Origin of the sequence: Amycolatopsis sp. A1MSW2902, from assembly GCF_017312175.1 — a bacterium.
In the GTDB taxonomy this organism is placed as follows: Bacteria; Actinomycetota; Actinomycetes; order Mycobacteriales; family Pseudonocardiaceae; genus Amycolatopsis; species Amycolatopsis nivea.
In genome coordinates, this window is sequence record NZ_QJPO01000001.1 from 1,538,624 (window position 1) to 1,558,124 (window position 19,501).

Genomic DNA, 19,501 nt, shown 5'->3' on the forward strand with positions numbered 1-19,501 from the left:
GAACGAGAGCCGGCCCGGCCCCGCTACACCCGGTGGGCACCAGCCGCACCAGAGCAGTGAGCAGTACGGCCAGTACCGGGCCGGGTCGAGTCCGTTCATTGCGGGACAGGGACGTCCGCGGGAGGTCGGAGGCGGTCCTGTCGGGCAAGCCGGAGGGCGTGGCGAGCAGGAGACGGCCTCCAGCGCTCAGCAAGCCGGGCCGAGCAACGCGCAGCTGCCCAGCGGTGCCCAGGCAGCCGGACCCGGAGCGGTCCGGGTTCCCCAGCCGGGTGCTGCCGCGCAGTCTGGGCCGAGCACCGCGCCTCTGCCGAACCCGCACGCCGCACAGCCTCAACCCGGCACCCCGAGCAATGAGACCGGCGCGCCGCAGCAGCCTGGCCGCGCGCCCAACGAAGCCAGCGCCCCGCAGGAGCAGTACGTAGCTCCGCACAACCAGTCCGGCACCTCGCAGCACGAGCTCGGCGCGCCGCACAACCAATCCGGCACCGCGCCGCACCCGCCAGGCACGCCGCACAACCAACCCGGCACCCCGCAGCACCAGTTCGGCACGCCGCACAGCCAACCCGCCGCCCCGCAGCAGCCAGGCATTCCGCAAAACCAACCTGGCACCCCGCAGCAGCAGCCCGGCACTCAGCACTACGGCCCAATGCCACAACCCGCGCAACCGCCCGCAGCCCTGGCCGGTCCGCGGAAGCGACCCGGCCGGATGGCGGCACTCGTCGGAGCCACAGCGCTGGCCGCAGCCCTGCTCGGCGGCGGTGCCGGTGCGGCGATCGTCGGGCTGACGGGCGGCACCAGCGCGTCCTCGAGCACCGCGTCGACAGCCGCCACGGGGCAGACCATCAGCAACACCACGGCTTCCGGGGACGTCAGCACTGTCGCGGCGAAGGTGGTGCCGAGTGTTGTTCAGGTGAACGTCACGACCGGGCGGGGCACGGCGATCGGATCGGGCGTCATCCTGACCGCGGACGGCCGGATCCTCACCAACGCGCACGTCGTGGAGGGTGCGCAGACCGTCACGGTTACCACGTCGGACGGCAAGAAGTACCAGGCCAGGGTCGTCGGTTCGGACACCAAGAGCGACATCGCGGTGCTGCAGGCCCAGGGCGCGAGCGGGCTCACCGCGGCGACGCTCGGCGATTCGAGCAAGCTCGCCGTCGGGCAGCAGGTCATCGCGATCGGGTCGCCGGGCGGGCTGCAGAACACCGTCACCACCGGCATCGTCAGCGCGCTCAACCGGCCGCTTTCCGACGTCGGGGGCGGCGACGGCGATCAGCAGAACTCGCCCTTCGGGAGGCAGACCTCGAACGTCACGTCCGGCCCCAGCTACACCGCGATCCAGACCGACGCCTCGATCAATCAGGGCAACTCGGGCGGCGCGCTCGTCGACAGCCAGGGCCGGGTGATCGGCATCAACTCCGCGCTCTACAGCCCGAACTCCTCGGCGGGCAGCGTCGGAATCGGGTTCGCCATCCCGATCAACGACGCCAAGAAGATCGTCGACCAGATCGTCAACGGCTGACCGGAACTCCGGAGGCGGACCGTGGTCGGGGCGGCCCGCCTCCGCTCCTCACTCTCGGGACGGTGAGGAACCCTGGCCGCTCTCTCCGGGAAATTCGGGGCCTGGAGAGAGCGGCTTCTTCACGCGCTCGGCAGTTCGTAGACCAGCGTGAACGTGTGCTTGCCCTCGTCGACGGCGATGTCGGCCGATCCGGAGATGCCCTCCAGCTCGTCCGTGCCCGAACCGGGCAGCAAGACCAGCGACAGCCCCTCGTCGCCGGCCGTGTGCCGGAGAACGAAGCTTCCCTTCCGCCCGTCGACAGATCCGGTGAACCGCTCGAAGGCGACATACGCGCGCGACGTCTCGTTCGACGCCGTCAGCATCTCGACCCGGCTGGTCCCTTCGACCGCCCCGGTGAACGTCTTCTCGATCAGCACCTGCGCGAACGCCGTGCCGCCGGCCTCGTCATGCGCCTGCGGCTCCCATTTGTCCAGCTCGAACGCGGCGACGGCGGTCCTGGTCATGCGGTTGCTCCTCTGCCGGAAACTCGATCCCGCACAGTCAACCGCCGATACCTGCCATCTCCAGTCAGGTATCTCAACGCCGACGGTTGCCGAACAGCCCGCGCGAGAACTCCCGTCCGAGCGAACTCGCCGCCGACCGCATGAACGACTTCACCGCCGGGTTGCTCAGCACCTGCGAGATCATCCCCGGCTCGTCCTTCTCCGGCTTGGGCGCGGCCGGCGCCTCGGGCTCCGCGGCCGGTGCCGATTCCGGGGCCGGCGTCGCTTTCGCCGCCAACTTCTCGTACGCCGACTCGCGGTCGATCGTCTCCCCGTACTTCGCGTTCAGCTCCGACGACGCGACCGCCGCGCGGATCGCGTCCGCCCCGATCGACCCCATCTTCGACCGCGGGGCGCGCAGCCGCGTCCACGCGACCGGCGTCGGCGCGCCGCGTTCGGACAGCACGGTGACGATCGCCTCGCCGATGCCCAGCGACGTCAACGCCGTCTCGAGGTCGTAGTGCGGCGACTTCGGATAGGTCTTTACCGTGCGTGCCAACGCTTTCTGGTCGTCCGGCGTGAACGCGCGCAACGCGTGCTGCACCCGCGCGCCGAGCTGGGACAGCACGTTGTTCGGGATGTCGGTCGGCAGCTGCGTGCAGAAGAACACGCCGACACCCTTCGACCGGATGAGCTTCACCGTCTGCTCGATCCGCTCGAGGAACGCCTTCGACGCGTCGGAGAACAGCAGGTGCGCCTCGTCGAAGAAGAACACCAGCTTCGGCTGGTCGAGGTCGCCTTCCTCGGGCAGCTCCTCGAACAGCTCGGCCAGCAGCCACATCAGGAACGTCGAGAACAGCGCCGGTTTGGACTGCAGATTGTCCAGTTCCAGCAGCGTGATGATGCCCTTGCCGTCCTGCTGGCGCATCAGGTCGTGGACGTCCAGCTCGGGCTCGCCGAAGAATTCCTCGCCGCCCTGAGCCTCCAGATTGGACAGTGCGCGCAGGATGACGCCCGCCGTCGCCGCGGACACCCCGCCGATGCCCTTGATGTCTTCCTTGCCCTCGTCGCTGGTCAGATGCGTGATGACCGACCGCAGGTCCTTGGTGTCCAGCAGGGCGAGACCGCGCTGGTCAGCCCAGTGGAAAATCAGGCCGAGCGTCGATTCCTGCGTCTCGTTGAGCCCGAGCACCTTCGACAGCAGCACCGGCCCGAAGCTGGTGATCGTCGCGCGGACCGGGATGCCGGTGCCGCTGGTGCCGAGCGACAAGAACTGCACCGGACCCGCCTCCGGCGCCCACTCGTCGCCCAGTTCCGCGGACCGTTTCGCGGTGCGATCGCTCGCCTCGCCGGGCGCGGACAGGCCGGACAGGTCGCCCTTGACGTCGGCCAGCACGACCGGAACCCCGGCCGCCGACAGCTGTTCGGAGATCAGCTGGAGCGTCTTGGTCTTGCCGGTGCCGGTCGCGCCCGCGACCAGCCCGTGCCGGTTCAGCGTCGCCAGCGGCAGCCGGACCGCGGCCGACGCCTCCGTCTTCCCGTCGATCACCACCGCGCCCAGCTCGACGGCCGCCCCGTCGCTCACGTATCCCTGCGCGACCTCCGCCGCTGGTCCCGACGCTTGCTCGGCCACTGGCCGCACCCCGTTCCGAGTCCGAAATCACACCTCGCTGCACTGGCTGACCGAGCGTAACGCGCCGGAAGCCCAGGTGACGCCGCTGATATCCCCGTGTCGGGTTAGGGTGGTGCGGGTGAACGACCATCTTGTCTGGATCGACTGCGAGATGACGGGGCTCGACCTCGGCAAGGACGCGTTGATCGAAATAGCCGCGCTGGTGACCGACGCCGACCTGAACGTGCTGGGCGAGGGCGTCGACATCGTCATCCACGCCGACGACGCCAAGCTCGACGGCATGCCGCAGGTCGTCCACGACATGCACGCCAAGTCCGGCCTCACCGAAGAAGTCCGCGCCTCGACGACCACGCTCGCCGAGGCCGAGCAACGCGTGCTGGAGTACATCCGCGAATGGGTGCCGGACCCGGCCAGCGCGCCGCTCGCCGGCAACTCGATCGCCACCGACCGCGGCTTCATCGCCCGCGACATGCCGGAACTCGACAACCACCTGCACTACCGGATGGTCGACGTGTCGTCGGTGAAGGAGCTCGTGCGCCGCTGGTACCCGCGGATCTACTACGCCAAGCCGGAGAAAGGCCTGGCCCACCGCGCGCTCGCGGACATCAAGGAGTCCGTCGGCGAACTCGAGTACTACCGCGCGATCGCCTTCGTCCCCCAGCCCGGCCCGACGAGCGACGAGGCCAAAGCCGCCGCCGCCGAAGTGCTGGAACGCCACCGAGGGTGACCCCCTGAAAAGCGCTCGCGGGCACCCGCTAGGATTGCTTCCAGCAAGGTGATCGCGAGATCTTTTGCCAGATGGTGGCTATAGCTCAGCTGGTAGAGCACCTGGTTGTGGTCCAGGAGGTCGCGGGTTCGAGCCCCGTTAGCCACCCGCGCACCCCGGCTTCACCGAGATCTTTTTCGGAGAAGCCGGGGTTTTGTCATTTCCGGGGTACTGTGGCGAGTGCCGGTGTCGCGCAGGTCACTGGGTCTCCACTCCAGCCTGCCCCGCTGCCGCGTCGGTGGTTGCTGCCCGGGTACACGGTGGGTCACTGCCGCTGACCTGGGCTGTTGTCCCGGCGAGCCGAAAAGGGGACCCCCCTGAAACGGGACCTGAACGTCCTGCTAATCTTTTCCACGTCGCCGAGGGAAACCACAGCGGCGGGAAGCACCAAGCGCCATTAGCTCAATTGGCAGAGCAGCTGGCTCTTAACCAGCGGGTTCGGGGTTCGAGTCCCTGATGGCGCACCCTCACTCCCCAGGTTCGAGAAGTTTTCGACCTGGGGATTTTGGTTTTCTGGAAGCTTTTCTTCCGGTTCTGGACTGTCCATTGTGGTCGTTGGCGAGCCCGAGGCGTGTGGGGTTCCAAAAGTCGCTCACCGGCGCTGACCAGCGGATTTACGCGGCCCGTTCGTACTCGTTGATCATGCCTCCGAGGAGCCGCTGTCGCTTGATCCGCCGAGAGTTCAGATCTGCCACGGGGTGGGTCGGCCGGGGTGGGCGAAGCTCGCGGGAACGGTGCGGCCGGCGACCGTTGTAATGCCGGACGTACTCGGTGAGGACGGCTTGCAGATGCCCTTCGTTGAGGATCAACATACGGTCGGTGAGCTCGGTTCTCGCCGTGAGCACAAACCGCTCGGCGTAGCCGTTCGCCCGCGGGCAACGCGCGGGAATCCGCACCGTCTCGATGCCTACGTCAGCCAGGACGGTATCGAACGAGGCCGCGAACTGCCCAGCCCGGTCACGGACGAGAAATCGGAACTCGCCGACTCGATCACCGAGATCCATCACAAGGTTGCGGATCTGCTGGGTGGTCCACCCGCCGTCAGGGTGAGTGGTCGTGCCGAGAACATGGACGTAGCGGCTGCCGACCTCCAGTACGAAGAACACGTAGATCCGCTTCAGGGTGAACGCGCAGTCGACGTGGAAGAAGTCGCAGGCCAGCATCGTCGAGGCCTGCGTGCGCAGGAACTGCCGCCAGGACGTGTCGGTGTGCCGGGCCGGCGCTGGGGGTATACGCGCCCGCTTCAGGATCCGCCGTATCGTCGAGGCCCCGACCTGGTGTCCGACCTTGAGCAACTCGCCCTGAATTCTCTTGTAGCCCCAGCTGTGGTTTTCTGTGGCCATCCGCTCGATCAGCCCGGCGATCGCTTCGTCGACGGGTGGACGCCCGTGCCGGTGTGGATATGTCCACTTCGCGGCTACCAGCCGACGGTGCCAGCGCAGGATCGTTCCCGGGGTGACCAGCCGGTGTGTTCGCAGCGTCGTGGGCATCAGCCGGACCAGCGCGGCGAACACAGCCCGGTCGGCCCAGTCCAGGCGAGGTTTCGGGTTGCTTCGGCGCAGTACGGCGACCTCTTGGCGTAACACCAGCAACTCGGCGTCCTTGGACGCCGACGAGCGACCGAGCAACACCAACAGACCCAGCAGCCGGAGGAAGATCAGATAGAGCAAACGCAGCGCCACAGCCGGCGATCATGCCCTGTCCATCGAACGTGCACACTCCAGGTCAGATCCATGAACCGACTTCTGGAACCCCACAGGCTGATCAGCAGCGCCACCGCGCTGATCACGCTCGCGGCGAAGGACAGTTGCAGGCACCTCCACAACACCGGTGCCAGCCACGACAGCGTTTCCGACGCGGCGCACACCCAGCGGCCCCTGGCGACCGGCTTGCGGTGCCGCCCCGGGCCGCGGCGGGCGAAGACTTTCGTGGCGGCGGCGAGCATCTCGTCGCGGGTGGCGATCCGTTTCCCGCCGCGGGCCGGGGCGACGGCGGCCCCGAATTCGACGCGTTCCACCCTTCCGGCGTGGTCGTCGTCTAGCGGATCGGTGTTCTCCGGCGGTACAGTCATCGCGTCTGTTCCTTTGCCTAGAAGCTGGTTTCAGACAACTCCGTGGCCCCCTGTTCCCGCAGGGGGCCACATCCATCTCTCCGGGCGCGCGGCCCGGTTCGATACTTCTCATCTTGACCACGAGTGCACACAGAACTCGATACCCACTGACGGTCGTCTCGCCCAGCGGCATCCAGCTGTCGGTTAACGGCAAAGAGACACGACGAACTACCGTGCGCAATATCGTCCGCCGGTTCTGCCGGACGGCGCCGGTAACTTCGGCGACAACGAACTCCCCGGCCGAACTCCGTCTCGCAGCCGTCCCAACCGGCTCCGACCTGCGTTAACAGGCACGGCACAGCACTGCACGCGAAGCCCCGGCAGCGAGCGGAACCCTCGTCGGACCGGAAGACGGCAGCGATTCCTAGCGCAGCGAGAACAATTTTTCATCACTCACAAGAGTGGTAACGTGTGCTCGACGAGAACCGATCACCGAGAACTAAGACCGCAGCGCTACCGGATGCCACAGGGAGCTCTGACCAGTAATTTTCCCGAAAAAGCCGGACGGACGAAGAATATTGGCATTCAGCCAACCCACCGCGGCGTTCTCCGTTTATCGCAGACCGCACGGCATCTGCCGACTGGAATATGCATACCTGCCCCACCTAGGCAGAATATTCTGACATGCCGTGCCCACCCGGCTTCCGGCGCCCCGGCGACGACCCGCCGGAAAGCTCTCGACCGGCCGCTAGCACCGCGGCATTGGACAGATCCCGGCCAGGAAAAGGACAACGCCATCACCGCGATCACCGCGAGAAAACTGTCCCGACGCCAAACAGGTGAACCTATCGGGCCATTTCGGCACGGTGCAAGTCCGCGCCTTGCTTCGCCCTATTCCCTCCTCGATCCTGAGGTTTGAATATTCCGAAGAAGGTCATCGGCTTGACAAGGACGAAACCATGAGTTCCTACGATCCGAACACCGTGAGTTCTTCGCTCGACGACGCGGCCTGGCAGCGGCCGTCGGCGTGCGGCGGCAACGGCGGCGACTGCGTCGAGATCAATCTCAGCGATCCCGACGTCGTCGCGGTACGGGATTCCAAGATCGGCCGTTCTCCCGCCCTCGTCTTCGACAATCGGGAATGGGCCGCATTCGCCGGCGCGCTGCGCGAGGGGCAGTTCGATCGCTGATCGCGCACAGCTCGCCCGCCCCGGTCCCCCATTCGGCACCGCCCCCGGACAACCGGGCGAACCCGTCCGTCCTGGCCGTCGGTAATGCGAGGGACTATCATGATTTCGTGCCCGGAAAAGGTGTGGTTTTCTCCCCCGATCGGACGGCTCGCGCCTCGTGAGCCGGCTTTCCGTCGAGGCCCAGCTTGTCGAACTGGGCAAAATTCTCGTCGCCGCCCGCGTCGAACGCGGGCTGACCCAGGGCGAACTCGGCGACGCCCTCGGCTACACGCAGCCGAACATCAGCAAGATGGAGCGCGGCAAGACGCGGATCCATCCGCATTTGCTCGACAAATGGATCGACGTCCTGGAGATCGATTCCGCCGAGGCGGAGCGGATGCGGCACTACAACCTGGCCGCCCGCGCCGACCGGGTGTGGAACGCGCGGCGCCTCGCGGCCAGCCCGGCCTGGTTCCATCCGGTGTTCGAGGCCGAGCAGGAGGCCGCGATCATCCTGAAGTGGACCGGCGAGCGCATCAGCGGGATGCTGCAGACCGAGGACTACATGATGGAGCAGTTCCAGGCCTACGGCCGCACAGACGTCACCGACGCCGTGCACGAGCGCAAACTGCGGGCCAAGCTGCTCGACGACCACCCGGACCGGACGTACAAGTTCCTCCTCAGCGAAAGCGCGGTCCACCGGCTGACCCGGGCGCGCACGGACAATCCGTACGTCGCGCTCGGCCAGGTCCGGCATCTGCTCGCCCTCGCCCGCACCCGCCCCTGGGCGACCATCCGGTTCGTGCCGTTCGACAAAGGCCCGTTGCACGTCGGCCCCGATTTCACCATTTTGCAGTTCGTCAACAGCAAGCTCGACCGTTCTTTTGCCGAAACGTCGAACGGCGTCCAGTCTTTCCTCAACGACACCGAAACGTACGACACCGATCTGCAATCGTGGGAATCCCTTTCGAGTGTCGCCCTTTCGGCGGAGGAATCGGCAATTCTGCTCGAAGAAGCCGAGGCGGATCTGCTCAGCGTCCGTCCGCCCTCTCCCCGCCGGGCCGGAGAGACGCTACGCTGATCCCGCGCCGTCGACCACGAGGAGAAACCGGTGACTGGCCTGGAGCACGAGTCCTTTCCGCCGCCGGGGATCGATCTCAGCCGTCCCAGCGTGGCGCGCGTCTACGACTATTACCTCGGCGGAACCGCGAATTGGGAAATCGACCGGCAGTTCGCCGGGCGGATGCTGCGCGATTATCCGACGGTGCGCCCGATCGCCCAGGCCAACCGCCGGTTTCTGCACCGGGTGGTCCGGCATCTGGTGCGCGCCGGAATCCGGCAGATCGTCGACCTCGGATCCGGCGTCCCCACGATGGGGCACGCGCACGAAATCGCCGAGCAGATCGCGCCGGGCGAGGTGAAGGTCGCGTACGTCGACTGCGAACCGGTCGCTGTCGCGCATTCCACCAGCCTGCTGCGCGAAAAGGGCGACCCGGCCCGGCACGTCGCCCTGCACGCGGACCTACGCGACCCGCGACGGCTGTGGTCCCTGCTCGCCGGATCGGGCGTCATCGACCTCGACCAGCCGATCGCTCTGCTGCTCATCTGCGTCCTGCACATCGAGCAGCCACCCGCGCCCGGCAGCGAAAGCACCGCGGACCTCGGCCCCAGCGTCGCCGCCGAGTACCGCGAACTCCTCGTCCCCGGGTCGTATCTGGCGCTGTCGCACGTCACCGACGAGGGCGTCCCGCCGCACTGCGAGCAGCTGCTGGCAGACGCCAAGCAGCGCTACGCCGCCGCGGGCACCGACCTCATCTACCGCGACCGCGCCGAAATCACCGCGCTGTTCGGGGACTTCACCCTGCTCGAGCCCGGCGTCACCTGGACCCCGCTGTGGCATCCGGAGGAAGCCGGCCCGGACGACCAGACCATCCCGCTCGACGCGGCCAACGAGTCGCTGCTGCTCGCCGGGGTGGCCCGCAAGGAGTGAGCGCAGTGCCCGCGACCACGGCCGGTGGTCGCGGGCACTCCCGCGAGCGGCCGGGCGCGGCAGGTAGGCTTCACCAGTGTTTCGCCAGGTGATGTGCGCGGTCTGATGGCAAATACCTACCCCCCCCCCGGACTTTTTTCACGGAGAGTGCCCGTGGATCCTGGGTTTGACCACTGGTTGACCGTCGGTTTCGAGCGCCGGGTCCTGGTGGTGGTGCGGACCGTGACGACGCTCAACCGGTTGCTCGACGTGCTCACGCTCTTCAGCAGCGACCACCGCGTCCAGACCGTTTTCACCTTCGACCGCGAGCGTCCGGCCATCCTCGGGGCAGGGGTGCCGCGGCTGCTGGAACAGCTGGGCGCCGCGGTGGTCCCGTGGCAGCAGGCGATCACGACCGAGTTCGACCTCGCGATCGCGGCCAGCGAAAACGACGATCTCCACCTGCTGCGCGCCCCGGTCGTCCTGCTGCCGCACGGGATCGGCCACCAGAAGTACTACCCCGGCAGTTCGGTCGTCGCCGGGCTCAACCCGGAACGGCTCGTGCACGACGGCCGGGTCGTCCCGGCGCTGATCGCCGTCGCGCACGCCGAGCAGCGCGACCAGCTCCGCACGGCGAGCCCGGAGGCGGCCGAGCGCGCGGAGGTCGTCGGCGATCCGTGTCTCGACCGGCTCGTGGCCGGGGCGCACCGGGCGGCCGAGTACCGCGCGGCGCTGGCCGGACGGGGCAAGCGGCTCGTGACGATCGCGTCCACCTGGGGTCCGTCGTCGGTTCTCGGACAGCGTCCCGACCTTCCGCTCCGGCTCGTCGCCGAACTGCCGGTCGACACCACCACGGTGTGCGCGATCCTGCATCCCGGCATCGCGGCGGCGCACAGCTCGTGGCAGCTTGACGCGTGGCTCGCCGAGGCGAAACAGGCTGGGCTGCTGGTGATCCCGTCCGAAACCGGCTGGCAGGCCGCGGTGACCGCGTCCTCGTGCGTGATCGGGGACGAAAGTTCCGTCTCGCTCTACGCCGCCGCGCTGGACCGGCCGATGCTGATGGCCGGAAGTCCTTCTCCGGCAACGGTTCCCGGCTCGCCCGCCGCGATGCTGGCCGCGCGCACGGACCCGCTTGCCGCCGACGGTCCGCTGGCCGCGCAGATCGACGACGCGATCGACCGGCATGTCCCCGGCAGCTACGAACCTGTTGCCAAGCAAGCGGTCGCGGTGCCCGGACAGTCGGCTGAGCTGTTGCGTGCCGCGTGCTACCGCTTGATGAAACTGCCGGAGCCGAGCGGACCAGCGGAATTCACCAGCTACCCGGTCACCTCGCCGCCCCGGACGGAACCAGTCGCGTTCGTCGCCGGCATCCGCGAGCACGGGTCGACGGATGTGCTCGTCAGGCTGCCCGCGACCGAAGTGCCGCAGCAGCTGCACCATCTGCACGTGATCGCGCACCACACCCGCGCGTCGCTGCGCGAACTGTCGGCGGCTGCAATCGTGTTCACCGACGACACCGAGGTCGACTTCCCCGACTGGGCTGCCGCTGTCCTCAAGCAGTGGCCGGACGCCCAATTCGCTGCCGCCCGGTTCGAAGACCGTTGTCTCGCCGCGGATCGCAGCGGCCGCCGTTACGAACTGGTCCCGGACTCCCGCCAGGTCGACCCGCTGGCGGCGGTATCGATGCTCTACTTAGGACGGACCGAGCTGGATTTCGGCCGAAACCGGGTCAACGTAGCGATTCGAATTCGGTGATGTACTCGTTCGTCCGGGGATGACCGAGCTTCCAGGCGTCGCCGATCAACTGTCCCCACGCCGTCCGCGCAGCCTCCGGCTGGCCTTCCGCGGCAAGGATGCGCGCCTCGATTTCCCGGACTTCCCACTGGTATTGGTCCGCGCCAGTGGATTTCAGCTCCGCGCGGGCACGGCTCCAGCACTCCCGTGCGCGCACCAGGTCGCCCAGCGCGAGGAACGCCCGCGCAGCCACCATGTCCAGCCGGCTGAGGTTGGCACCGGTGGCGTGCTGACGGCCGCGCTCGATCTCGGCCATCGCTTCCGCCGGGCGTCCGGCCTTGATCAGGACCGAAGCGAGCATCCGATGGTGAATTCCGAGCGCGTAGCCGTGTTCGAGATGCTGGTCGAGCACGATGGCCTTCCGGAGCCAGACCTCGGCTTCAGCGAGCAAACCGGCACGCTCCGCCGGGCGCGCGTCGGCCTGTTCCTCGAAGAACCGCGCCCGGAACTCAGCCACCGATGACTGCAGCCGCTCCCGCCGCGCCGGACGGATGTTGACGGCCTCAGCCAGCTCCCACGCCAGACGAAGATCGGCGTCTGCGGTGTCGAAAGCCCTTGCCAGGAACCAGGTTTTGGCCCGCATGGACAAGGTCCGCGCGTAAAGCGCCTGCGGCTCGCCACCGGCCAAGGCTGCCGCCGCGCGCACCGCGAGGTCGCTAACCTCGGCGTACTCGCGCCACAGCCAGCGCCGGGTGATCAGCACTTCCAGCGCACCGGCGAGCTGGCACACCTCCACGTGCTTCCCCCGCCGGGCCGCGGCGCGCACCACCTCGGTGATGAGCCCCAGATGCCGGTGCAGCCAGTCGAGCCGGTCCTCGGGAAGCGTCCAGGACAGACCGGGCGGAACGACGTATTCGCGCAACCGCCCAGCATCCCCCGCGAGATCCGCGGCGACCGTTCGATCCCGGACATGGCTCAACAGCCGGAGAAACGCCGTGTCGCGATCCGCGGGAAGCTTCGCCGCGTACTGAGATACCAGCGCGGTGAGCCGATGCCAGCCGCCGACCTGCTCAGTCAGCATCGCACTGCGAACATCCTCGAAGACTTCGTCCGGCATCCCGAGATAGGCGACCGCGGTTTCCCGGGTAAACCAGTGCCCGGGAAACCCGGACAACAACGCGACCGCCTCGGCCGTTTCCGGTGCGAGCCTCGCGAAAGCCTGTTCCAGCGAGTCGTTGATGACGCCCTCAGCGTCCACGATCCCGTTCGCCTGGTAGCGCGCGAGCAGCCCGCTGACCGGATACGGCTCGCCACTGTGCCGCGCAAGGCTCAAGCCCACTTCACGAATCGCGGACGGCATCCGGCCGGACATCTCCAGCAGCGCGTCGGTCGCGCCGGGTTCCGCGTCAAGCCGGACCGCGCCGCAATAGTAGGCAAGCATTTCCCGCGCACCCTCGTTCTCGAGGCCGCCCAACAGAATCGGTGCCGGATCGAGCGCGTCGAGGTCGCGGGTGCGAGCGGAGGAGGTCGCGAGCACGAGATTCATCCGGAACGGACGGAACAGCTCGACCTCGCGCGCCGAACCGACGTTGTCGAGAATGACGGTGAACAACCGGGTCGCCAGCACGGAGCCGAACTGCTGGTCCAGACCAGCGTCGTCGGCCGCGATCTCGCCGCCGGGAATGCCCAGCTTCAGCAGCGCCTGCCGTTTGACGAGCGCCAGATCGACGACCGCGCCAGTACGCGATTCCGCGACGTCGATCTCGATCCAGCCGCCAGGGAACCGATCCCGCACGAGCCCCGCGATCTGCCGGGCAAGCTCGGTCTTCCCGGACCCGACCGCCCCGTAAATAAGACAAACCCCGGATTCGCGCGGCTCCCGAAGATGCTCGGCATGATTGAAAAACCGCTCAACACCCTCAACGACGGGCGGCCGCTGCCCCGCAGCATTCAACACCGCGACGGCTTCCATCAGCTCCGCGCAAAACCCAGGATCGTCCTGACAAGCAGCCAGCACCTGCCCGCGAAGCTCCGCCACAGAAACCGGCCCGGACCCGAACTTCGCCCCGAACTTGGCCCTGGCGATGCCCGCCAGCTGCCCCAGCCCCTTGTCGACCCGCCCGACCAAGGCGGTGGCCAGCAGTTTTGCCGCCTCACTGGAAAACACCGCAACCGCGTCGATCAAGCCCCACCCCTAGTTCCTGGTACGCGCGAAACCACGCTAGCAGTGCGCGGTGTGCACGTCACCCCACGTCACACTCCCCGAGCCCGCAGGTACGTGAGGGCCACCCTCATTGACTCTGATTCCCTCAGGGTTCCCCTCACGCACCTCCCCGCGCGCCGTGAAGGGCTCCTTCACGGACTTAGATTCCCTCAAGGAGCCCTTCACGGACCACCCCCGCCCGGCTCGCCATCGGGATTGCCGCCCCAATGCGGCATTGGGTGCATCCCACGCACCGAACGCCACATTGGGTGCATCCGACGCACCCAATGCCACATTGGGGCGCTAGCCACCACCCAAACCGCAGCCGATGCACCCGCGATAGAGGCCCCCAGCCCGTCCCCGCAGCCGATGCACCCAACCATCGAGGCACCCAGCCCCTCCCCCGCACCCCGATACGAAGCCTCCCTGCGGGCGGCGGGTGCTTGTCAAGGCATCTTTCCCGCCTTGACAAGCACCCGCCTCCCGTCAGCACAATCGGGCTTCGGGGTGCCCCACGCAACCACGGTTATCAAGAAAGCAACCGCTGCTCCTTAGCCACAGCAACAGCCCCAGCCCGAGTATCCACCCCCAACTTCTCATAAATCCGCCCCAAATGCGTCTTAACCGTAGCCTCGCTGATAAACAACCGCCGAGCGATCTCCCGATTCCCCACCCCCTGCGCCAACTGTTCGAGAATATCCCGCTCCCGATCAGTCAACGCAGGCCGAGGCGCCCGCAACTGCGCCATCATCCGGTCCGCCACCGGCGCCGACAACGCAGTCCGCCCAGCCGCAGCCGCCCGAATCGCCGCATACAGCTCATCCGCCGACTCAGCCTTCAGCAAATACCCCGTAGCCCCAGCCGCAATAGACCGAGTAATATCAGCGTCAGTGTCATAAGTAGTCAACACCAAAACCCGAGGCGGCTCAGCAACAGCGCGAATCCGCCGAATAGCCTCCACCCCGTCCATTCCGTCACCCAGCTGCAAATCCATCAACACGACATCCGGCCGCAACGCGGCAGCGAGATTGATCGCCTCCTGCCCAGTCGCGGCCTCGCCGATGACCTCGATCCCGCCCGCGCCGGCCAGCAACGCACGGAGCCCGGCGCGGACCATGGCGTGGTCGTCGCACAGCACGACGCGGATGAGCTGGTCGTCAGACATGGCTTGGTCCCAACGGAATCGCGGCCGAGATGGCGGTGCCCTGCCCGGGCGCGGATTCGACAGTCAACCGGCCGCCGAGCTGCGTCGCCCGCGCGCGCATGGCGGGCAGGCCATGACCGCGGCCGTCGGCGCTCGGGGCGGACGGGTCGAAACCGCGGCCGTCGTCGGTGATGTCCAGCACGACCTCATCGTCTAGGTAGGTGAGAGTGAGCGCCACTCCCGACGCGTCGGCGTGTTCGCGGGCGTTGGCCAGCGCGCCCTGCGCGATCCGCACCAAAGTGGACTGCACCCGGCTGGGCAGCGGCCGGGCGGGCCCGTCGACCTGGACGCGGACCGGCTGCGGTTCGCGTTCGGCGACGTTCCGGAGGGCTTCCTCGACCGAGTGCCCATCGAGGTCGGCGGGAGCCAGGTCCTGGACGAGACCGCGGGCTTCGGCCAGGTTTCGCGTGCCGATCTGTTGTGCCGCATGCAAATGCTCGCGCGCCAGGTCCGGATCGGCCCACGCGCGGTCGGCCGCCTGCAGCAGCATCGCCTGACTGGACAGACCTTGCGCGAGCGCGTCGTGGATCTCGCGCGACAGCCGTTGGCGTTCGTCCAGCATCCCCGCGCGGCGCTCGGTTTCCCGCAACCGCACCGCCTGCCGCCGCAGGTACGTGATCACCGCGGCGGTCACCGCGGCGACGGCCACCGGCACGATTGTCAGGTTCGGGTCGAAGCCGGTCGAGAGCCGGTTCTGCGAGATCACCACGAGCGCCGTTACCAGCGTGACCAGCACTAACGCCGGTCCGGTCGGCAGCGTGCGCAGGCCGGTGACGAACAGCGGGACCGCGCACCACGCGAAACTCGGCGCGAGCAGCACCAGCACCACCCACAGCACGGTCACGACGGCCAGCCAGCCCAGATACGGCACGGTGACCTGCTCGGGCCCGGTGACCCGCAGCACCAGGCCGACCGCGTAGACCGCCGCCAGGCAACCGGTCAGCGCGATCACCCAGGGCGCGGCCGGTTCGCCGTGGTGGTGGTCGAGGAAGCGCACGATCGACGCGACCAGCAGCAGGAAGAACGCCGTGTGCATGGTCGCGGCGAGCCACCGCGCGTCCCGATCGGTCATCGCCGCCCTCCGTTTTTCCGGTCCGGCATCGAGCCTGACCTGTGCCAACCCGGTCGGCATCATCCGATCGGATGACCCGAGTGTCGGCCGTTCCGCGCCGCGAGGCGAGCCGAGACTCCGATCCGGTGAAGGCGGTCCCGGACGCACGATGAATCCATCAAGCCGGACAAGCCAAGGAGCACCCGATGAAGAACTTCACCGCCAAGACCCGCGTCGCCACCGTCGTCGGCGGACTCGCCGTGATCGGAGCCGCCACGACCGGCGCGCTGGCCGCCAACGCCGCCACCCCGGCCGCCCCGGTTGCGAACGCCGCTCCCGCCCAGGCCGCGCCGAAGGGGCTGGTCCAGACCACGCACCTGTCGATCGCCGCCGCGCAGAAGGCCGCGCAGGCCGCGCTCGACGCCGCCGAGAAGGCGGGCCAGAAGGTGTCGGTCGCGGTGGTCGACCGCGACGGCAACACCATCGTGACCCTGCGCGGCGACGGCGCCGGCCCGCAGTCGTACTCGTCGGCGGAGGAGAAGGCGTTCACCGCGGTCGCGTGGAACGCCAAGACCTCGGAACTGACCGGCCGGCTGCAGCAGGCCCCGACGCTGAAGGACATCAAGGGCACCCTGTTCCTCGCCGGAGCGGTCCCGGTGGACGCGAACAACGCCCCGATCGCGGCGGTCGGCGTCGCGGGCGCGCCGTCGGGTGCGCAGGACGAGACCTTCGCCCAGGCCGGGGTGGACGCCCTCGGCAAGTAAGCGGCGAGCCCGGCATTGATCCGGTGGGCCTCGTCGGCTGCGGCGAGGCCCACCGGGCCCGGCGGTCAACCGGGTCCGCTGAGCACGATGCGCCCCCACCGACCAGGCCAGATCAGCCGCCGAACCGCTTCACGTAATCCTCGACGATCGGCCTTTCCGGCGCGATGATGTCGTCCGGAAGCCGGTCCAGCTCGAAGAACTCGTAGCCGGTGATCTCCGTGCCGTCCACAGTGACCTCGGTGTTCTCGACGGTCGCGGTGAACGCGGCGGTGACGTTGTGGACCTCGTCGCCGTGCGGGTACCGGTAGAAGTACTCCGGCCCGGAGTAGACGCCGAACAGTTCGAGGTCCCGCACCGCCAGGCCGATTTCCTCGCGCACCTCGCGGCGGCCCGCGTCCTCGTAGGACTCGCCGGGGTCGAGGAATCCGCCGGGCAGCCCCCAGTCCTGGCTTTCCTCGCGGAACACCAGCAGCAGCCTGCCGCGCTCGTCGGCGATCAGCACGGACGTGCCGGGCAGGATCAGCGGCCGGGTGCCGACTAGTGCGCGCAGTTCGGCGATGTAGTTCATCAGCGGTCAGTACCTTCTCGGTCGGGTTCGGCTCCGTCGCGGGGACGGAAGGCGACGATCGGCAATTGCCGGACCATCCGGTGCCGCGCCGCGTCGGAGCCGTCGTAGCGCCAGCCCAGCAGTTTGCTCAGCACGGGGTGCAAAACCGGGCGCAGCAGCAGGTTTCGGCGTTCGTAGTCGGCGATCGCGTCGGCGGCTTCGGCTTCGTCGAGGACACGGTACGCGGGGACGAACTTCCGGCGGCCGATCGCGACCTCCGCCGCGGGGGCCGCCTGGATGTTGCGGTACCAGTCCGAGGACGGGCCCAATCCCGCGATGGCCAGCACCTCGTCGGATCGGGGACGGAGGCCGATCACCTCCAGGACCGTCCGGTACTCGCGGCCGGACTTGCGGCCGACGTGCGTCAGGCACAGGAACCGCTTGCCCAGCAACCATCCCAGGTCGCGGTCGTACAGCTTCGCCGGCGCCTTGAAGACCGTGCGCGCGATCGGTTTCACGGTCGGACTCCTTCCCTTGCCGAATGGTGCAGGTTCGTGATGAGCGCGGTGGACTTCCCGGTCAAACTCCCGGCCACGACTCGGTCAATTCCCGGCAACCGGGCCAGTTTGAGCGCGAGCCGACGCAGGTAGAGCTGCGGTTTGCTGTCCGGGAGGAACCATCGTGCGCCGTTGCGGGCCAATTGCTGTTTGCCGGCCGCGACGGGACGCCACAGCCGCTCGTATTCCGCCAGCCCTTCGGCGATCGACGACGCCCGGTGCAGCTGATCGGCCAGCACGTACGCGCCCGCGATCCCGAGCGACGCACCCTGTCCGGCCAGCAGCGACACCGCGTACGCCGCGTCCCCGACCAGCGTGACGCGGCCCTTGCGCCACGTTGGCATCTCAATCTGGGCGACCTGGTCGTAATAGATTTCCCCGGACGGCGGGCAGTGCCGCAACGCTTCCGGCACCATCCAGCCCAGCGAGCCGTAGGTGTCCAGCAGCGACTCCCGGACGTCGCCGGGCAGGCCGGGATCGGGCGTGCGGTGGACCGCGAAGGCGGCGACCGTTCCCTCGCGCAAGCCGTAGAAACCCATCTGCCTGCCGACCGTGTCGGTGAGGCAGAACCGTCCGTTTGCCACCGCGTGGATCTCGGGGGACTTGAACAGGAACGCCGCGGTGTGAAAGCCGAGGTAGCGCAGGAACCGCGATTCCTCGCCGAACACCAGCCGCCGGACCGTCGAATGGATCCCGTCAGCGCCCACCAGCAGGTCGGCTTCGAGCACGGAACCATCCGAGAGCGTCGCGGCGACCCGGTCGCCGTCGTCCTCGACAGCGACCACCCCGCTGTCGTACCGAAGCTCGACCGCTGCGGGCAGCGACGTGCGCAAGGCCTGCTCCAGATCCGGCCGCAGGACGCTCAGCAACCGGCCGCCGACGGTGCGCGAGAACTGGCCGAATTGAATATCGGACCGGCGCTTTCCTTGTGCGTCAAGGAGAATCGCTTCGGAAATCGGATACGCCGCCTCCTTGATGGCGGGCAACGCTCCCATCGCTTCGGCCGCGTCGTAGCCGGGACCGAAGAAGTCGATCATGTAGCCCTGCGGACGCGGCCCGGGCGCCCGCTCCACCAGCGTGACCTCGTTGCCCAGCTCCGACAGCCGGTTCGCCGCGGCCAGCCCGGTGATGCCGGCGCCGCAGACCAGGATTCTCATCGCATTTCCCCTCCCTGAGGTTGCGTGACCAGCCCGCGCAGGACGGCGGTGACCGCCGCCGGGTCTCCGCCGGGGGCGAGCCCGCGGTGCAGCAGCAAGCCGTCGACGGTCGCCACCAGCACCTCCGTGGTCGCCTCCGGATCGGGGACGCCGCGTTCGGCCAGCCAGCTGCTGACCTGCGCGCGGAACGCCAGGAGCAGTCCCCCGATCTGGTCCCGCAGTTCGTCGTCGCGCCGCGCCGCCAGATACGCCTCGATGAACAGCACCGACAGCGGGTCCACCCCGCTGTACGGCTCGACCGACCCGAACAGCGCGGACACCAGGTCAGCCGGGTTCTGCGTCGCGGCCAGCGCCGGTCCGACGCTCTCCAGCACCTCGCGCATCGCGTCCAGGACCGCCTCGCGCAGCAACGCCTGCAGCGACGGGAAGTGGTAGTGCACCACGCTCGGCGTCACCCCCGCCCGATCCGCCAGCACGCGGGTGCTCACCGCTGCCCAGCCGCGTTCGGGCACCAGCTCCGTCGCCGCCGCCAGCAACCGCTGCCGCACGTCCCGCCCCCGTGCCGCTGCCGGTGAAGTCATCCGCATTTCTCCTGGTCGATCGTCCTGGGCAGTCGTTCAGGGCGATCGTCCTGTACGACTGCCCTGATCGTAGCGCGGTCTCCCGCGACGGGAAAGCGAGGTGACCCACAAC

18 protein-coding genes and 2 tRNA genes are annotated in these 19,501 nt (G+C 68.3%); 9 read left to right on the forward strand and 11 right to left on the reverse strand.

Annotated elements, in window-relative coordinates:
- Positions 1-586: 586 nt before the first annotated feature.
- Positions 587-1,522 (forward strand): S1C family serine protease, encoded by a 936-nt coding sequence (locus DMP23_RS07150; protein ID WP_337824372.1) that lies wholly within the window; start codon positions 587-589, stop codon positions 1,520-1,522.
- Positions 1,523-1,641: 119 nt separating this feature from the next.
- Here DMP23_RS07150 and DMP23_RS07155 read toward each other — a convergent pair whose 3' ends face one another.
- A complete protein-coding gene (locus DMP23_RS07155) occupies positions 1,642-2,025 on the reverse strand; it encodes a DUF3224 domain-containing protein (RefSeq protein ID WP_337820524.1) in 384 nt (127 codons plus the stop codon).
- Between the two features lie 73 nt (positions 2,026-2,098).
- Positions 2,099-3,637 (reverse strand): helicase HerA-like domain-containing protein, encoded by a 1,539-nt coding sequence (locus DMP23_RS07160; protein ID WP_337820525.1) that lies wholly within the window; start codon positions 3,635-3,637, stop codon positions 2,099-2,101.
- Positions 3,638-3,755: 118 nt separating this feature from the next.
- Here DMP23_RS07160 and orn point away from each other — a divergent pair, with 118 nt between their 5' ends.
- From orn to DMP23_RS07175, 3 genes are all read left to right on the forward strand, one after another.
- On the forward strand, positions 3,756-4,364 hold the full coding sequence (gene orn / locus DMP23_RS07165; RefSeq protein ID WP_037817745.1) for an oligoribonuclease: 609 nt from the start codon (positions 3,756-3,758) through the stop codon (positions 4,362-4,364).
- 74 nt (positions 4,365-4,438) lie between these two features.
- Positions 4,439-4,511 (forward strand) — tRNA-His (locus tag DMP23_RS07170).
- Between the two features lie 283 nt (positions 4,512-4,794).
- Positions 4,795-4,867: transfer RNA gene (locus DMP23_RS07175), tRNA-Lys, on the forward strand.
- A gap of 150 nt (positions 4,868-5,017) precedes the next feature.
- On the opposite strand, the gene DMP23_RS07180 is transcribed toward DMP23_RS07175, so the two are convergent.
- Both DMP23_RS07180 and DMP23_RS07185 read right to left on the reverse strand, forming a co-directional pair.
- Positions 5,018-6,085 (reverse strand): integrase core domain-containing protein, encoded by a 1,068-nt coding sequence (locus DMP23_RS07180; protein ID WP_337820526.1) that lies wholly within the window; start codon positions 6,083-6,085, stop codon positions 5,018-5,020.
- Positions 6,061-6,474, reverse strand: a complete 414-nt coding sequence (locus DMP23_RS07185; protein WP_337820527.1) for a hypothetical protein — start codon at positions 6,472-6,474, stop codon at positions 6,061-6,063. Before DMP23_RS07185 ends, DMP23_RS07180 begins: the two co-directional genes overlap by 25 nt.
- 938 nt (positions 6,475-7,412) lie before the next feature.
- Between DMP23_RS07185 and DMP23_RS07190 the strand changes: the two genes are divergently transcribed.
- From DMP23_RS07190 to DMP23_RS07205, 4 genes are all read left to right on the forward strand, one after another.
- A complete protein-coding gene (locus tag DMP23_RS07190) occupies positions 7,413-7,643 on the forward strand; it encodes a DUF397 domain-containing protein (RefSeq protein ID WP_009081852.1) in 231 nt (76 codons plus the stop codon).
- A gap of 157 nt (positions 7,644-7,800) precedes the next feature.
- Positions 7,801-8,703, forward strand: coding sequence for a helix-turn-helix domain-containing protein (locus DMP23_RS07195; protein ID WP_037817938.1), 903 nt, complete (start codon positions 7,801-7,803; stop codon positions 8,701-8,703).
- A 30-nt stretch (positions 8,704-8,733) separates the two neighbouring features.
- Positions 8,734-9,612, forward strand: a complete 879-nt coding sequence (locus DMP23_RS07200; RefSeq protein WP_337820528.1) for an SAM-dependent methyltransferase — start codon at positions 8,734-8,736, stop codon at positions 9,610-9,612.
- Between the two features lie 153 nt (positions 9,613-9,765).
- Positions 9,766-11,346 (forward strand): hypothetical protein, encoded by a 1,581-nt coding sequence (locus DMP23_RS07205; RefSeq protein ID WP_337820529.1) that lies wholly within the window; start codon positions 9,766-9,768, stop codon positions 11,344-11,346.
- On the opposite strand, the gene DMP23_RS07210 is transcribed toward DMP23_RS07205, so the two are convergent.
- The 3 genes from DMP23_RS07210 to DMP23_RS07220 form a co-directional block, all read right to left on the reverse strand.
- A complete protein-coding gene (locus DMP23_RS07210) occupies positions 11,321-13,510 on the reverse strand; it encodes a hypothetical protein (RefSeq protein WP_337820530.1) in 2,190 nt (729 codons plus the stop codon). The two genes, DMP23_RS07205 and DMP23_RS07210, sit on opposite strands and share 26 nt — an antisense overlap.
- Before the next feature lie 547 nt (positions 13,511-14,057).
- Positions 14,058-14,693: a response regulator gene (locus tag DMP23_RS07215; protein WP_043829723.1), complete on the reverse strand. Its 636-nt coding sequence runs from the start codon at positions 14,691-14,693 to the stop codon at positions 14,058-14,060.
- The gene (locus tag DMP23_RS07220) at positions 14,686-15,804 is read right to left on the reverse strand and encodes a sensor histidine kinase (RefSeq protein WP_337820531.1); all 1,119 of its coding nucleotides are present in this window, start codon (positions 15,802-15,804) and stop codon (positions 14,686-14,688) included. The genes DMP23_RS07215 and DMP23_RS07220 overlap by 8 nt, the downstream gene beginning before the upstream one ends.
- 185 nt (positions 15,805-15,989) lie before the next feature.
- Between DMP23_RS07220 and DMP23_RS07225 the strand changes: the two genes are divergently transcribed.
- Complete coding sequence (locus DMP23_RS07225) at positions 15,990-16,547, forward strand: GlcG/HbpS family heme-binding protein (RefSeq protein ID WP_337820532.1); 558 nt, start codon at positions 15,990-15,992, stop codon at positions 16,545-16,547.
- Positions 16,548-16,659: 112 nt separating this feature from the next.
- Here the strand turns inward: DMP23_RS07225 and DMP23_RS07230 are convergent, their stop codons facing one another.
- The 4 genes from DMP23_RS07230 to DMP23_RS07245 are packed head-to-tail and all read right to left on the reverse strand — an operon-like array spanning position 16,660 to position 19,389.
- The gene (locus DMP23_RS07230; protein ID WP_337820533.1) at positions 16,660-17,115 is read right to left on the reverse strand and encodes an NUDIX hydrolase; all 456 of its coding nucleotides are present in this window, start codon (positions 17,113-17,115) and stop codon (positions 16,660-16,662) included.
- Positions 17,115-17,612, reverse strand: a complete 498-nt coding sequence (locus DMP23_RS07235; protein WP_235146654.1) for a nitroreductase family deazaflavin-dependent oxidoreductase — start codon at positions 17,610-17,612, stop codon at positions 17,115-17,117. The genes DMP23_RS07230 and DMP23_RS07235 overlap by 1 nt, the downstream gene beginning before the upstream one ends.
- Positions 17,609-18,808: an FAD-dependent monooxygenase gene (locus DMP23_RS07240; protein WP_337820534.1), complete on the reverse strand. Its 1,200-nt coding sequence runs from the start codon at positions 18,806-18,808 to the stop codon at positions 17,609-17,611. The genes DMP23_RS07235 and DMP23_RS07240 overlap by 4 nt, the downstream gene beginning before the upstream one ends.
- Complete coding sequence (locus DMP23_RS07245; RefSeq protein ID WP_037817925.1) at positions 18,805-19,389, reverse strand: TetR/AcrR family transcriptional regulator; 585 nt, start codon at positions 19,387-19,389, stop codon at positions 18,805-18,807. Before DMP23_RS07245 ends, DMP23_RS07240 begins: the two co-directional genes overlap by 4 nt.
- Between the last annotated feature and the right edge of the window lie 112 nt (positions 19,390-19,501).